Raw genomic sequence first — 16,589 nt, forward strand, 5'->3', positions numbered from 1 at the left:
ATTATAGTTAGTATTACAGACCAATAATTTGATAGCAAAGAAAATGCTAATACTAATATGACTAATCAAAAACATCATGCTCTTGTTATCTTAGGTTCAGGTCCGGCAGGTTATACTGCTGCTATATATGCAGCTCGTGCTAATCTGAAACCAGTTATAATTACCGGAATTATACAAGGAGGTCAGTTAATGACTACAACAGATATAGATAATTGGCCTGGTGAAATATCAGGATTACAAGGTCCAGCGCTTATGGAAAGAATGAAAAGTCATGCAAAGCGCGTCGGTACTATCATGGTATTCGACTACGTTCATAAAGTTGATTTAAAAAAATATCCTTTTGTCCTCATTGGCAGTCGAGATAACGTGTATACATGCGATGCGTTGATCATAGCTACAGGAGCTTCCGCTAAATATTTAGGATTACCTTCAGAGAAACTATATCTAGGCAAAGGGGTGTCAACGTGTGCTACTTGCGATGGATTTTTTTACAGAGGAAGAACAGTAGCTGTTGTTGGTGGAGGGAACACTGCCGTGGAAGAAACTCTTTATCTGTCTCATATTGCTTCTCATGTGATACTTATTCATCGACGTGAAAAGTTACGTGCTGAAAAAATTCTTACTGCGCAACTAATGAAGAAAGTGAAAAAGCAAAATATCTCCATTAAATGGAATTGTATAGTCGATGAGATTCTTGGGAATGATCAAGGTGTCACTGGAATCTTACTGAAAGATACCATAAATCAAAAAACTCATAAACTTTCTATCGACGGTTTATTTGTAGCAATTGGTCATTATCCAAACACAGAAATATTTAAAGGACAATTGGATATGGATGAAATTGGATATATACGCACCCAATCAAAATTAACAGCAGGGAGAACGACTATAACCAGCATTCCTGGAGTATTTGCTGCTGGTGATGTAAGCGATCGTGTATATCGGCAAGCTATTACTGCAGCAGGTATGGGTTGTATGGCTGCTCTAGATGCTGAGCGCTACTTAGATAGTTTGTAACAATATAAAACAATCTTTTAAATTTTGCTTTTATCATTTACAGTATTAATTAAAGAATTTAATTGAAAAATCCAGCCATAGCCGTGAAGTAGAGTTTTTCGGCTCTAAAGATGCAATTTTCAAATGCCACAGTTTTATATAGTTAATAAAAAGTGATTCATATGGATTGATTATTACCGAGAATTTATTGATTAAAGGCACAATTTCGGGCATTATGAGAATCTGACTGTTAATAAAGTGAAAATATTATGTCAAAAGAAGAACCCCTGGAGATAAAAGGGGTGGTGGTTGACTCACTTCCTAATACAACTTTCCGAGTTAAGTTGGAAAATGGTCACGTCGTGACGGCACACATTTCTGGACGGATGCGTAAACATTACATTCGTATCTTAACAGGTGACACGGTAATCGTGGAACTAACGCCTTACGACTTAACTAGAGGACGAATCGTTTACCGTGAAGCTCACTCTTCATTATAGAGAATGACAATTTGTTTTTATTATTAATTGACTTTTTCTAGTTTAATGCATTTTTCTTATTTTTACCTAGGTTACTTTATTTGGATGGCTCTTATTACAATTGAATTGGAGAGACTATTACTCTCTATAAGTCAGTGAAAATCTGATGTTTTATGCTCTTTATTCTTTTAAAAACCCTGACTTTGTTGTGTATTTCTAAACACACAGTTTTTTGGAGATACACTTATACTGTCATAACTTTTTATTTCTAATTTACAAATTTTAACGCATTATTCTTTCTATTAATTTATTTATAGAATTCTTTTAAATTTTTTACTAGAACGAAAAATTTTCATTACATATGGTCAATAACAGCCTTTCCAAATTGTGAAGTACTTACTTCTACCGCATTGTTCATCAAACGAGCAAAATCATAGGTTACTATTTTATTTTTAATAGCGTTTGTAATTCCTTTAATGATTAAATCCGCTGCCTCTTTCCAATTAAGGTAACGTAACATCATTTCTGCTGATAGGATCAAAGAACTTGGATTAACTTTATCTTTTCCTGTATATTTAGGTGCTGTTCCATGGGTTGCTTCAAACACAGCAAGACTGTCACTTAAATTCGCACCAGGAGATATACCAATACCGCCGACTTCTGCCGCTAAGATATCCGAAATATAGTCACCATTTAAATTAAGAGTTGCAATTACACTATACTCTTCTGGCCGCAGAAGAATTTGCTGTAAAAAAGCATCAGCGATTAAGTCTTTAATAATCACGGTGTTCCCGAATTTTGGATTTTTAAAGGCAAACCAAGAACTACCGTCCAATGGTTGTGCACCGAACTCCTTAATGGCTATTTCATATCCCCAATTTTTAAACGCTCCTTCCGTGAATTTCATAATATTACCTTTGTGAACAAGTGTTACTGAATCGCGATTATTATCAATAGCGTATTGAATGGCACGACGAACGAGTCGATCTGTTCCTTCTTTAGAAACAAGCTTAATACCGATACCTACATTGAGAGAACAAATGCTTTTGATGCCTATCTCTGTTTGTAAAAAATCGATAAGTTTAATAGCTTCCAAACTCCCTGCTTTATATTCAATACCAGAATACACATCTTCTAAATTTTCTCTAAAAATAACCATATTTACTTTTTCTGGATTTGTTATTGGACTCGGTGTGCCTTTAAAGTAATGAACGGGGCGAAGACAGACATAGAGATCCAACTTTTGGCGCAGTTCTACATTTAATGAACGTATTCCTTCGCCAACAGGTGTAGTGAGAGGACCCTTAATAGCTACTCGGTATGTCTTAATTGCTTCTAAAGTTTCATCAGGTAACCAAACTTTTTTTCCATACAACTTTCTAGCTTTTTTGCCTGCATAAATTTCCATCCACATAAGTTTACGTTTTCCCTTATAAGCTTTTTCTATCGCTATATCTACAACCCTTCTCATAACCGGTGTGATATCCACACCCACACCATCTCCTTCTATATAAGGAATAATAGGTTTGCTCGGTACATATAAACTTCCGTCATTGTTAAGGGTAATCTTTTCACCTTTTTTGGGAACATGAATGTATTGGTATTGATACACTTTCACAATATCTCCTTTCTTCTAGTAGAGAGCATACTTCATAACAGTGAAATAACCGTCATGTTTTATTTTGATTATACTTGTTTTCCAGCGGAGAGGGCGGGATTCGAACCCGCGTAGACTAATAAAAGTCTCAACCGATTTCGAGTCGGTGCCGGTATATCCACTTCGGTACCTCTCCTAAGAGAAACGTCATTCTATAAATGAAAAGAAGTTATTTGCAACTTCCTGAACCATTTCACTACAAATATCTTTTCTATAAACTTTTCTAAAAATATAAAGAAAAAAATAAAAACTAATCTAAAGAGATTTTTAAACGATAGGCAATTTCTTCGTAAGACTCAACAATCTGACCTAAATTATTACGAAATCTATCTTTATCTAAGGATTTTTCCGTATGTGTATCCCAAATACGACAAGAATCAGGACTGATTTCATCGCCTAGATAAATTTCATTATTTCTAATACCGAATTCGTATTTAGAATCTACTAAAGTTAAATTAACATCTGATAGCAAAGTGGAAAGCACTGTGTTAATTTTTAAAGATAAGGCTTTCATATAATCAAGCTGCAGTTTCGTTGCCCACAAAAAACATAGAGCGTGATCTTCAGTAATCATCGGATCATGTAGAACGTCATTCTTCAAAAATAATTCATATAAAGGTGGATTTAATTGTAATTTGTTCGAAATACCTAAACGCCGACATAAACTACCGGCAGACATATTACGCACGACGCATTCTAAAGGAATCATTGTAAGTCTATAAACAACGGATTCATTGGATGATACCATATTTTTAAAATGAGTGAGAATACCAAAGTCTTTTAATATTCGCATAAAATATGCATTAATTTTGTTGTTTATTACCCCTTTTCTAAGTAATTTTTCATGTTTTTCCCCATCAAACGCTGTGATATCATCTCGAAATTTTACAATTAAAAATTGTGGATCATTCGTTTCATAAAGGGATTTGGCTTTACCATTGTAAAATAATTTACGTTTAATCAATTGCATTACTCTGTATTGCTTCTCTTTATCTTTTTTTGTAAACGATTATAACTATCTCTTTAGAGCAGTTGCGCCTTGCTTCTTAGCAGAAGCGGATTATAACATAATGTATTTTTAATGAAATCTTGCACATCGTAAAGACTTCTTATATTTAAAAGTTATAGTGGATGTAAATCAGTTTAAAACACAGACGATTTTTCGATACCAAGTTGATGCATAGCTTCTCGCATTGCATCGTGATATTTCTTATCAAAAAAAGTTAAAGGCAGACGAATACCCTCCTTAATCATTCCTACTTGAGATAATACCCATTTAATGGGTATGGGATTAGTTTCAATAAACAGTAATCTGCGTAAAGGAAATAACTTTTCATTACATTTTCTCGCAAATTCAATTTTTCCAGAAGCTATTGCTGTACACAAATCGTGACATTGTTTCGGAAGAATATTTGCAATTACAGAAATTGTGCCTTTGCCACCTGATAACATAAAATCCATCGCAGTATTGTCATCTCCACTAATCAAATCTAACTGGTTATTTCCTTGTATTTTCAGCAATCTCTTAACTCGTTTAATATCCCCAGTTGCATCTTTAATACCTACTATATTGGGAAATAGCTTCACCAAACGCAATATTGTTTCAGATAATAAATCACAGGCAGTGCGAGAAGGCACATTATACAATACTTGAGCAATAGGTACGGCTTTTGCTACCGCTTCAAAATGTCGAAACAGCCCTTCTTGAGTAGGTTTGTTGTAGTAAGGAGTGACTATTAATGCGGCGTTAGCACCAATTTCCATTGCATGTCGAGTAAGCTCGATGGTATAAGAAGTTGAATTAGAGCCAGTACCTACAAGTACCGGTATTCTTTTGTTAACTTGATCGACTGTTCGTTGAATAATTTTAGTTCGTTCTGAAAAAGTAATTGTAGAAGCCTCACCTGTCGATCCTAAAACGACTAATCCATCGGTATTATTTACTAGTTGCCAATCAATGAGTTTTTCAAAACTTTTATAATCAATTTCTCCACCTGTTGTCATAGGAGTTACAATAGCAACTAAACTTCCGCCGAACATTACATTTCCAAAAATCATCAGTAATTTTTGCTAATTATCATGACAGATTGTTGTATTAATCGCAATATTCAATAAAAGCAGATGATTAGGCCTTGAATAAACTTTTTTAATTACATTTTTATGTTATAAACGTCAAATTATTAACCACTTTATACACAGCGTATATGCTTATTTTTTTACTAACAATCATTTATTTACTAATAATTTTATCTAAAGTTATTCATATGGATATTGCTTCGTAAATTCATGTAAAGTGGTTTGTGTATTGAGTTTTTTCTTAACTGTATTTTTTATTCTCATAAAAAATAGTCTACGCTTCGCTTTACTGATTGCTCTAAATTACACTTTGCTAATTACGTTCCTGCATCTTACATGATAAAATGCGTTAATCGGTTTTTTGAATACAAATATCGTTCTGGTCTGTTTTTATTTTCTATTAAAAGTAGGGGTCCAATCCGTGGTATATGATTATACATCTTCCTCTGAGGAGATAATAGAAAACGTAATATCCTACGCCAAAGAGCATATAACAAAAAATACGGATAACCTACTTACTTTATTTATTCAGCTTTTTTGTAATAATTTGTCAATAGAAGACATGCAGGAACGTGCTATAGAAGATGTATACGGAATGATTTATTCTCAATGGGAATTAATGTTTCACCGTCGACCGAAAGAAACAAAGATTCGTGTATTTAATCCTAATTATGAGAATGACGGTTGGCAATCTACTCATACAATTATTCAAGTTGTAACTAACGATATGCCTTTTATAGTTGATTCTATTCGTATGGAAATTAATCGATTAGGTCTTACTACCCATTTAATGGTCCATATGGGAGGCGTTAAAATTTCCAGAAATAAAAAGTATCAGGTTAATAATATTTTTGCTTATCATATTGAATCTTATAAAGAAAATACCTTAGAAGCACCAATCTATATGGAAATAGATCGACAAACAGACCTTAAAGTACTAATGGATATTCAACGAAATATTCGTCGAGTCTTAAGAGATGTGCGAATGGCTGTTGAAGATTGGGAACTGATGCAACAGCGAGTAAGAGAGTCTGTTTTAACTTTAGATCCAATGGTAATGATGCAACAACCAGAGGAAATTATGGAAACTAAAGAATTCTTAACTTGGTTGATTAATAATCATTTTATTTTCTTGGGTTTTCGTGATTATGAAATGGTTGGTGAAGGGAAAGAACGAGCTTTACAATTAGTTTCCGGCTCTGGATTGGGTGTATTACGTGATTATGCTCATAGTAAAATGCTGCGACAATATTCTAACTTACCAAAAGCGGCTCGTAATATGGCTTTATCCACGAATCGTATATTAATACTGTCAAAAACAAATACTATGTCAACTGTTCATCGACCTATTTATACGGATTATATCGGAATAAAACGCTTTAATACAGCCGGGGAATTAATTGGCGAACGCCGATTCATTGGTCTTTATACCTCAAATGTTTATAAGTCAGATCCGAGAGCGATACCAGTGATTCGCCTTAAAGTAGATGCTGTTTTAAAACGCTCTCGATTACCTATTAAAAGCTATAGCGGAAAAGATTTATTACATATATTAGCTACTTTACCACGTGATGATTTATTTCATGCAACTGTTGACGAATTGTTTTCGTGGGCAATAGGGATATTACATCTGCAAGAACGTCGTCGCGTTCGTCTGTTTATACGAAAGGATTCTTATGGTCGTTTTATGTCTTGTTTAGTTTACGTACCACGTGATAATTTTACTACGGATTTAGTGATGCGAATGCAGAATATTTTAGTAAAAGCATTTCACGGTCTAGACGTTACGTTTACTACCTATTTTTCCGAATCAATATTGGCTCGCGTCCATTTTGTAATTCGAATTAATCCACGACGTTCGCTCAAATATGACATTAAGACACTAGAAGAAAAATTAGTTGCTATTGGTGTTTCTTGGGAAGATGAGTTTTATAAATATGCTTTAGAGTATTTTGGCGAAGAACGCGGAAACAATATTTTTTTCCGATATCGTCATGCTTTTCCATTTAGTTATCGAGAACAATTTAAAGCTCAACAAGCGGTATTTGATGTATTGTGTATTGAAAAACTATCAAAATTGCATCAGTTAGAAATGAGTTTTTATCAGCCATGTGGAGCAACTAAAGACGTCATTCGATTTAAGTTGTTTCACTTAGATTTTACTGTGCCTTTATCAGATGCTCTACCTATGTTGGAAAATATGGGATTACGTGTTGTAGGAGAACAACCGTATGAACTAACTTTTTCGAATGAACGTAAAGTGTGGATTAATGATTTTCTTATGACTTATGCTAAAGAGCCCAAATTTGATATTGCAACTGTTAAAATTATTTTTCAAGAAGCCTACGAAAAAATTTGGTCAGGAATAGCTGAGAATGACAGTCTCAATCGATTGGTGTTGGCAGCTCAATTAACCTGGAGGGAAATTTCGGTTTTTCGTGCTTACATGAAATATTTTCGACAAATAGCTTTCACTTTTAGTGAAGGATACATAGCAGATACTTTGGTTGAAAACTCGCGAGTTGTTCGACTTCTTATTGAACTATTTAAATGTTATTTTAATCCTGAACAAACATGTAAGCTTAAGGAAAGGCAAGAAAATATAGAAAATATTGAAAAAAATATTCAGAAAGAATTAGATTCTGTAGCTGTGCTTGATGAAGATAGAATTTTAAGGCGATACCTTGATTTAATTCACGCTACTTTACGTACTAATTATTTTCAAATGGAAAAAAATGGTAATCCAAAACCTTATCTTTCTTTTAAATTAAGTTCTTCTAAGATTTCAGATATACCTTTACCACTGCCAAAATACGAGATATTTGTATACTCACCTCGGTTTGAAGGCGTACATCTGCGTGCTGCTAAAGTGACGAGGGGAGGAATTCGATGGTCAGATCGAAGAGAAGACTATAGAACAGAAATACTAGGTTTAATGAAGGCTCAGCAAGTTAAAAATTCTATTATTGTGCCAGCAGGAGCGAAGGGAGGATTTTATCCAAAATGCTTACCGGAAGAAGGTAGAGAAGAAATTATACAAGAAGCAATTTTCTGTTATCGAAATTTTATTCGCGGTCTTTTAGATTTAACAGATAACTTAAAGGACGGAGTAATCATTCCGCCCAACAAAGTAGTTTCTTATGACGGCCCAGATCCTTATCTTGTAGTTGCTGCTGATAAAGGTACGGCAACATTTTCAGATATTGCTAATAGCATAGCAATTGAAAAAGGATATTGGATGGGAGACGCTTTCGCATCGGGAGGATCAACTGGTTATGACCATAAAAAAATGGGTATTACCGCAAAAGGTGCTTGGGTTGCGGCAAAACGGCATTTCCAGGATCTAGGGATAAATTTAGATGAATCCGAAGTAACTGTAGTAGGAATTGGAGATATGAGTGGAGATGTTTTTGGTAATGGAATGTTATTATCAAAATACATTAAATTAGTTGCAGCTTTTGATCATCGAAATATTTTTTTAGATCCAAATCCTCATATGAGGTCTAGTTATCAAGAAAGATTACGACTTTTCCATTTACCGCGCTCTAGTTGGGACGACTACGATCGAGATTTATTAGTAAAAACAGGTGGAGGAGTGTATTCTAGAGCAGCTAAAGCAATTAAATTATCAAAAGAAATACGCATTCTCTTAAATATAGAAAAAGAAATAGTAGTGCCTAATGAGTTAATTCGTTTTATTTTACAAGCTCCAGTAGATATGATCTGGAATGGGGGTATTGGTACCTATATCAAATCAAGTTGTGAAAAAAATAGTGACGTTGGTGATCGAAGTAATGACAATTTGCGTGTAAATGCGAGGAGTGTGCGTGCACAAGTTATATGTGAAGGTGGAAATTTAGGAGTGACTCAATTGGGTCGTATCGAATTTGAATCAATAGGAGGAAAAATTAATACTGATTTCATCGATAATTCCGCTGGTGTAGATTGTTCCGATCATGAGGTAAATATTAAAATCTTATTGAATCAGATAGTAGCTAGTAAAAGTATGACAGAAAGGCAACGCAATCAGTTATTAGCTAGTATGACAGATGAAGTAGCGCAATTAGTTTTACAAAACAATTATTTTCAAAATAAAGCTATTAGTTTAGCGTCTTATTTAACAATACAAGATTTAAATTTAAACATACGTTTTCTTAATACTCTTGAACAGGAAGGAAAAATTAATCGAGCATTAGAATTTCTTCCAGATGATCATGAATTACTTGAACGTCGGGTATCAGGTATGGGACTAACTCGGCCAGAATTAAGTATTCTTTTCGCATATAGTAAGAATATTCTAAAAGCAAAAATTAAGAAAACTGAATTAGTAAAAGATCCTTATTTATCACAGTATGTAAGTTATGCGTTCCCTAGACCAATACGGTGTCAATTCTCTAATCAAATGCAAAACCATTATCTTTCTAAAGAAATTATTGCTACACAACTTAGTAATCAACTTGTTTCAATAATGGGAATTACCTTCATTTATCAAATGCAAGATGAAATGAGTGTTTCCGTTTCTTTGATTACACGTGCTTTTGTAACGGCTTTAAAAATATTTAAGATAGAAGGTTTATTAAAAGAAATTGATGCTTTAGATTACAAAGTGAATTCTACCGTTCAATATCAAATTAACGTAGATGTTATCCGTCTAATTCGTCGTGCAACACGTTGGTTATTGCGTCATCGTAGGGACGCTTTTAATGTTTCTTCTACTATTTTGCATTTTCAAGATCATATTACAGCAATATACATGCGTTTGCCTAAATTATTACTAGGAGCTGATAAGCTAACAATGGATGAACAAAAAAACGTTTTAATCAGTCAAAATGTACCACCAGCATTAGCGCTACGCATAGCAGGTATAACTCCGCTCTTTCATGCGTTAAATATTGTAGAAGCAGCAACTACTTACCATGAGGAAATTTTTCGTGTAGCAAAAATTTACTTTATGCTAGTAGACCGTTTAGATTTATGTTGGTTCCGCAATAGGATAAATTCTTATCCGGTTGATAATCGATGGTCAGCTTTAGCAAGATCTGGATATAAAGGTGATTTAGACTGGATTCAACAAGAACTTACAGTTCGTGTTTTACTAGATACAAACTCGCGCAGTATTCCGGGAAAGATCAAAGAATGGCTTGCAAGGCACGATGATATAACTCAACGGTGGCAAGCAATTTTAGCAGCTATGCACAACACGGATGAGAAAGACTTTGCTATTCTATTCGTAGCTATTCGCGAGCTTTTTCATTTGGCGGCAAATGCCAAAAAGTAGGCTATTGACATATATTCTTTACTTTTTTACGATTTTCATACTTCTTATTATAAGATAAATCAGTATAAAATTGATTTTTGTAATTTATAGAAAAAATATTAATTTTATTACTTTTCTGTTTTCTTGTTATATCATGACTAAAAAATTACTTGCTTAAAGTTTATTGTTCAGCGTCAATTCAAAAACTTAGTTCTATAATTTTTGCGCAAGAAGTATCTTGATAAGTAGCGTAAAATCTTAAAGAAGAATGAAAAACATATTAGTAAATATCGTATAGTAATTAACATGACTCTAGTTCATTTTCTTATACATTTAAATTTTTTTCGTTTTCAAGAGTAAGAACCTCTACATCTAAAGGTATTTCTACTTTTTCAATTTTATGAAATCGACTAGTAATTTTTTTAGAAGACCTATGTATTTCTAAAATACCTTCATGCACTATCTTGATATGTTTTGATAAATTATCCATTCTTTTTTGAAAACGATTAAAGTCTTTGCTAAGAGCAATTAAATGTTTTTGCATAATGTGAACTTGTTTACGAGTGGCCACATCTTTAAGAACTGCACGAGCGGTAGTAAGTATGGCCATCATAGTTGTGGGAGATACTAACCATACACGGGATTGGTAAGCGGTTGCTACTAGATCTGGATAATTAGCTGAATGTATTTCAGCAAATACTGCCTCCGCTGGAATAAACATAACAGCTCCATCAGCTGTTTCTCCAGGAATAATATATTTTTCAGCTATGTCTCGAATATGCTTTTTTATATCAGAACGGAATTGTCTTTCGGCATTGGCGCGGTCGTATTCCGATAGCTGAGTGTTATAAATTTTTTGGTAATTTTCAAGAGGAAATTTTGCATCAACTACGATATTTCCTGTTGGTTCTGGCAAAAATAATATGCAATCACAACGTTTACCATTTGTTAAAGTATGCTGTAATGCATAATTGGATTCTGGTAACACGTTATGAATTAATTGAGTTAATTGTATTTCTCCGAAAGTGCCTCGAGCATGCTTATTAGATAATATTTCCTGTAAACTCACAATATCACTGGACAATTCTTTAATTTTTTTCTGTGCTTCATCTATTATTGTGAGCCGTTTTATAACATCCGTAAATGTCTCGGTAGTTTTTTCAAATCCTTCTGTTAATTTACAGTCTACATGTCCACTAATTTCTTCTAAACGTTCTTGAGTCTTACAAGTAAGTTTATCCACACGATTCCCTAAGTTTTCTATGTGCACAGAAAGTGAAGCGCCCACTTGTTCACGCACACTGTGTATATTTTGTATTAAACTATCTTGTATCAATTTTAAACTCTTTATTTGATATTCATCAAATCGTTGTCGTTGTTCATCTTGTTCTTTTTTTTGCTTACTAACAAGAAATTGGACAAAACTTCTCTGTTCATCTACTTGTTTTAATCGGTCTTGAATAACGATTAATTGTTGATCAATTGCTTTCTGAATACGAGATTGCTTTTTTATTGCTTGATAAATTAGCATACCGATTCCTATTACAATAACAGTAGAAAATCCGATAACCAATACTGACTGAAATTCCATGGTAGTATAGTACTTAAATTTTAAATGATTGTATGTCGGAACTACTGATAATTTTTTCTTGATAAACTTTTATTTTGTCGTTTTCTGTTGTAGGATTAAAAAGTACTTCAGAACGTTTAAATAAGAATGTAATTGTACTACTTGTAGATGTTTTATTTTTGTTAAACATTATATTATATATAACTGGCGTGTACTATACCTCTTCAAAATGAGAGCTCAAGGATATGAAGGGACAGCATCAAATAAGCTCATACTTTGGTATTAGATTATAACTAAATTATTCTTATGATGTTTCATGAAAACAATTTTGTTTGGCTTGATCTAGAAATGACAGGATTAAACCCAGACGAAAATCGAATTCTTGAAATTGCAACCATAGTAACCAATAATGACCTTGACTATATTGCAGAAGGACCTGTTTTTGCTATTCATCAGTCTAATGAGTGGCTAGAAAAAATGGATCATTGGAATATCTCTCATCATACCGCTTCTGGTTTGATTGAACGAGTTAAAAAAAGTAAAGTTACCGATAGTCAAGCTGAAATAGAAACATTGAATTTTCTTAAAAAATATGTTCCTCCTAAAAAATCACCATTATGTGGTAATTCTGTTTGTCAAGATAGAAGATTTTTATATCGTTATATGCCTAGTCTGAGCGAATTCTTTCATTATCGACATTTAGATGTAACAACTATAAGAATTTTTGTTCAGCGTTGGTTTTCTCAGATAACAGTAAATGCTGAAAACAAATCATCAAAGCACACGGCTTCTCAAGATGTACGAGATTCTATTGCAGAACTACGTTACTATCGAAAGCATCTTTTGAGAATATAAATTATATTTTTCCGTAAGGTTTATACAAGACTTATACAAGATTTTATGAACATTTTGAATACATAGATTATGACTCTAAAAGTAATATTTAGTAAATAGTATAATGATAAAGGGATTTTTTGTCAGTTTTATAATGGCTTATTGTGTTGGTTCATTTTCCTGTGCGGTCATTTTTTCAAAACTAGCGCATCTTCCTGATCCAAGAACAGTTGGATCAGGAAATCCTGGTACTACTAATGCGTTACGTACATCTGGGAAGAAATTAGCATTTCTTGTGTTATTAGGTGATAGCTTAAAAGGGCTATTTGCCGTTGTCATTTCTCATTTTTTTTTAGGTGTATGCGGTATATATCTATCTTTTATAGCACTAGCGGCTGTTATTGGACATATTTTTCCCTTATATTTTGAATTTAAAGGAGGAAAAGGTATTGCCACAATGTTCGGTGCTTTTTTAGGTTTATCTTTTTCAGTCAGTTTATGCCTTATAATAACTTGGCTCATTGTGGCGGTTTTTTGCCGCTTCTCTTCTGTAGCTGCATTGATTACTGCTGTTGCAGCACCTATATACATGGTCACTATTGGCTCTCATTCTGATTATTTTTTTCCGGTTTTTCTAATTTCGATACTTATAATTTGGAAACATCTAGAAAATATTAAGAATTTACAAAAGGGTGTTGAAAAAAAGATACAATTTTAAGTAAAAAAAATTTCACTAAGTTCGTTTATTGGCCAGCGAGATTTAACTTGAATACTTGTTGTATCGTCATGCATCCCAGCATTGAGTCTTAGCCATCCAGTATAAGCTACCATAGCGCCATTATCAGTACAAAATTCTTGACGAGGATAATAAACTCTCCTACCTAATTTATTTATAGAACTATCTAGACGTTCACGTAATTTTTTGTTGGCTGCAACACCTCCCACTAAAACGAGAGCATTAGAGTAAGTTTTTTTGATAGCACGTAGGCATTTACACGCTAAAATATCAACAACTGCTTCTTCAAAAGCATAAGCAATGTCAGCACACGTTTGTTTATCGTGCCCATATTTTTTAAAACAGTTAAGTGCATAAGTCTTTAAACCACTAAAGCTAAAATTAAGATGCGATTGATTAATCATTGGTCTTGGAAAATAAAATCGGTTTTGGTCACCTTCTTTAGCTAATTGTGCTATAGCAGGCCCTCCTGGGTAAGGCAAGCTTAGTAATCTCGCAGTTTTATCAAACGCTTCACCCACTGCATCATCAATACTTTCACCTAAAATTTTATATCGACCAGGACACTTGGCCCAAACCAACATTGTATGTCCTCCTGAAACTAATAGTGCAGTAAAAGGATATTTGGGAGTTTTCTTTTCCAATTGCACCGCCATTAAATGCGCTTCCATATGATGAACACCAATAACTGGTAATCTTAAAGAATAAGCCAGGCTTTTTGCAATAGAAGCCCCTACCATTAACGCGCCAACTAAACCAGGACCCCTAGTATAAGCAATACCATGAAGATCACTCGCTACCAACTTAGTGTCCTTTAATGTTTTTTTAATTAGAGGTAAAGTATTTCTAATATGATTACGAGATGCGAGTTCCGGCACTACTCCTCCGTATGGAGCATGTAATGGTACCTGACTACAGAGATGATTTGCAAGAAGTCCTTTATTTCCATCAAAAAGAGCTACTGCTGATTCATCGCATGACGTCTCTATACCGAGAACGTATCGAATCGCCGTACGTTTCATAGTAAAAACATATCTTTTTTAATTATTGCTCTAACACTTTTTTTAAAAACCGTTTAGCAAATCCGTCGACTATAAAAATTTTATTAAATATTTGTTAAGAAAAAATTTGACGTATCGTTTTAACCATATAAAACCGAAAAATCTATAAGAAAAAGAAAATATGTATTTTAGTTTTAAAAAATATTTTAAGCATAATATACTAAATCAATTTTAACGCTTTCACAGCATCACGTTCTCTTCGAAGTTCGTTTACGGTTTCTTTTAATTTTTTTTGACCGAATGCATTATGCTTAATGTCTTTAACAATTTTAATAACTCTGCTGTTTTCCGTATAACAAGGAAACGAAAAAATCAATCCTGCGTCTACTGCATATTCTCCTTTCGAGCATAAAGCAATAGAATAGTTACTGTCATTAATAGAAGTAGGGTGCGTTAAATTCCATACACTATCAATTATGGCATTGGCTGCTGAGGCAGATGAAGAAGAACCTCGAGTTTCAATAACAGCGAAACCACGTTTTTGAACTATAGGAATGAATTCTTCAATAAACCATTTTTCATCATTAATTACATCCATAGCGCATTTATCATTAATTAGGGAATGATAAAAATCTGGAAATTGAGTAGAAGAATGATTACCCCAGATAATCATGTTCTTTATTGCCGTTATCTCGGTTTGAGCTTTAAGCGCTAATTGATACACGGCGCGATTTTGATCAAGCCTAGTCATGGCATAAAAACGATCGTTAGGAACATCAGGGGCATGATGCATAGCAACTAAACAATTAGTGTTACAAGGGTTTCCTACAACAAGAGTGCGGATATCATTTGCTGCATTCTCGTTAAGAGCTTTTCCGTGTATAGCGAAAATTTCACCGTTTTTTTCTAGTAAATCTTTACGCTCCATGTTTTTTCTTCTGGGCGATGAACCTATTAAAAACGCCCAATTAACATTGTTAAAAGCGATTTTTGGGTCTAAAGTTATTACGATATTACGTAATAAAGGAAAAGCACAGTCTTCCAATTCCATGACGATTCCTTTAAGAACAAAAAATGCTGGTGCAATTTCAAGTAAACGTAGATCAAGAGTAGTATCTAGACCGAAAACTTGCCCTGAAGCTAAACGAAATAATAAAGCATAGCTGATTTGTCCGGCAGCACCAGTTATTGCGACTCTGATATGCTGTTTCATTAACCCTCCTTTTTTACGTAAAGGACGCTATTTTCAAAAAAGAATAATAAATTATCATAAGATTTAATACAAATATTGTTCTATTTTTTAAACACAGATTTATATAGAAGATTTCATTAGTGTACGTACGTTCTGTGAAAATATCAATAATATAGGTAATTATGAAATAATATTTGCCAAATAGCCTGATTTTTCAAATGCATTTAGATTAATTACGATGAATATTGATGACGTTCTAGAAAAAACAGAGCAGCTATGCTGCGTGCTTCATGAAATTCAGGATGGGAAAGCAATTCATTTTTTTGTGAGAGTTTCCAAGGAACAACTTCTAAAGGTTCCGGTTCGTCACCACGGATAGATTCCGAGTACAGATCCGTTGCTAGGACAACATACATTACAGAATCTAAGTAACTAGGGGAAGTACTAAAACAAGTAAGAATTGACATGTTGTGTGAACCATATCCCACTTCTTCTTTTAATTCACGATTAGCCGTCAATAAAACCTTTTCTCCTCTTTTAATACTTCCCTTAGGGAAACCTAATACATACTCATTTAAACCTGTACTGTATTCTCGTACTAGCAAAATCGTTTTATTGTCTAACAAAGGAATAATCATTACAGCGCCATGTCCACGCCCACAAATACGCTCAAAACGACATTCTTTCCCATTGGAAAAACGTAAATGCAATTCTTCTATTTCAAATAACTTGCTCTTGGCAATAACGGCCTTATCGAGAATAACTGGTTTTTTATTCATGTTCAATAATCT

General features: G+C 33.7%; 12 protein-coding genes and 1 tRNA gene. 5 read left to right on the forward strand and 8 right to left on the reverse strand.

Annotated features, from left to right (window positions below; all coding sequences use genetic code 11):
• Positions 1–57: 57 nt before the first annotated feature.
• Together trxB and infA are read left to right on the forward strand one after the other, a co-directional pair.
• Positions 58–1,017: a thioredoxin-disulfide reductase gene (gene trxB, locus Z664_RS02685; protein WP_039670101.1), complete on the forward strand. Its 960-nt coding sequence runs from the start codon at positions 58–60 to the stop codon at positions 1,015–1,017.
• 248 nt (positions 1,018–1,265) lie between these two features.
• Positions 1,266–1,496, forward strand: coding sequence for a translation initiation factor IF-1 (infA, locus tag Z664_RS02690; RefSeq protein ID WP_039670102.1), 231 nt, complete (start codon positions 1,266–1,268; stop codon positions 1,494–1,496).
• 334 nt (positions 1,497–1,830) lie between these two features.
• Here infA and icd read toward each other — a convergent pair whose 3' ends face one another.
• The 4 genes from icd to dapA all read right to left on the reverse strand — a co-directional run bounded on the left by icd (position 1,831) and on the right by dapA (position 5,190).
• Complete coding sequence (gene icd, locus Z664_RS02695; RefSeq protein WP_230206097.1) at positions 1,831–3,093, reverse strand: NADP-dependent isocitrate dehydrogenase; 1,263 nt, start codon at positions 3,091–3,093, stop codon at positions 1,831–1,833.
• 85 nt (positions 3,094–3,178) lie between these two features.
• Positions 3,179–3,268 (reverse strand) — tRNA-Ser (locus Z664_RS02700).
• Between the two features lie 114 nt (positions 3,269–3,382).
• Positions 3,383–4,102: a phosphoribosylaminoimidazolesuccinocarboxamide synthase gene (purC, locus tag Z664_RS02705; protein WP_084588740.1), complete on the reverse strand. Its 720-nt coding sequence runs from the start codon at positions 4,100–4,102 to the stop codon at positions 3,383–3,385.
• Positions 4,103–4,275: 173 nt separating this feature from the next.
• Entirely contained in the window at positions 4,276–5,190 is a 915-nt protein-coding gene (dapA, locus tag Z664_RS02710) for a 4-hydroxy-tetrahydrodipicolinate synthase (protein WP_230206098.1), read from the reverse strand.
• Positions 5,191–5,629: 439 nt separating this feature from the next.
• Between dapA and Z664_RS02715 the strand changes: the two genes are divergently transcribed.
• On the forward strand, positions 5,630–10,486 hold the full coding sequence (locus Z664_RS02715) for an NAD-glutamate dehydrogenase (RefSeq protein WP_039670103.1): 4,857 nt from the start codon (positions 5,630–5,632) through the stop codon (positions 10,484–10,486).
• A 304-nt stretch (positions 10,487–10,790) separates the two neighbouring features.
• Here the strand turns inward: Z664_RS02715 and Z664_RS02720 are convergent, their stop codons facing one another.
• A complete protein-coding gene (locus Z664_RS02720) occupies positions 10,791–12,056 on the reverse strand; it encodes a DNA recombination protein RmuC (RefSeq protein ID WP_039670104.1) in 1,266 nt (421 codons plus the stop codon).
• 285 nt (positions 12,057–12,341) lie between these two features.
• Here Z664_RS02720 and orn point away from each other — a divergent pair, with 285 nt between their 5' ends.
• Both orn and plsY read left to right on the forward strand, forming a co-directional pair.
• Positions 12,342–12,890: an oligoribonuclease gene (orn, locus tag Z664_RS02725; RefSeq protein WP_039670105.1), complete on the forward strand. Its 549-nt coding sequence runs from the start codon at positions 12,342–12,344 to the stop codon at positions 12,888–12,890.
• A gap of 103 nt (positions 12,891–12,993) precedes the next feature.
• Positions 12,994–13,587 carry a glycerol-3-phosphate 1-O-acyltransferase PlsY gene (gene plsY, locus Z664_RS02730; RefSeq protein WP_039670106.1) on the forward strand — a complete coding sequence of 198 codons (594 nt, stop codon included), beginning with the start codon at positions 12,994–12,996 and terminating at the stop codon, positions 13,585–13,587.
• On the opposite strand, the gene tsaD is transcribed toward plsY, so the two are convergent.
• The 3 genes from tsaD to nudE form a co-directional block, all read right to left on the reverse strand.
• Positions 13,584–14,627, reverse strand: coding sequence for a tRNA (adenosine(37)-N6)-threonylcarbamoyltransferase complex transferase subunit TsaD (gene tsaD / locus Z664_RS02735; protein WP_039670107.1), 1,044 nt, complete (start codon positions 14,625–14,627; stop codon positions 13,584–13,586). The two genes, plsY and tsaD, sit on opposite strands and share 4 nt — an antisense overlap.
• 199 nt (positions 14,628–14,826) lie before the next feature.
• On the reverse strand, positions 14,827–15,819 hold the full coding sequence (locus Z664_RS02740; protein WP_039670108.1) for a malate dehydrogenase: 993 nt from the start codon (positions 15,817–15,819) through the stop codon (positions 14,827–14,829).
• Between the two features lie 212 nt (positions 15,820–16,031).
• Positions 16,032–16,577, reverse strand: a complete 546-nt coding sequence (nudE, locus tag Z664_RS02745; protein WP_039670109.1) for an ADP compounds hydrolase NudE — start codon at positions 16,575–16,577, stop codon at positions 16,032–16,034.
• Between the last annotated feature and the right edge of the window lie 12 nt (positions 16,578–16,589).

This window comes from Coxiella endosymbiont of Amblyomma americanum (genome assembly GCF_000815025.1).
Taxonomy (GTDB): domain Bacteria; phylum Pseudomonadota; class Gammaproteobacteria; order Coxiellales; family Coxiellaceae; genus Coxiella.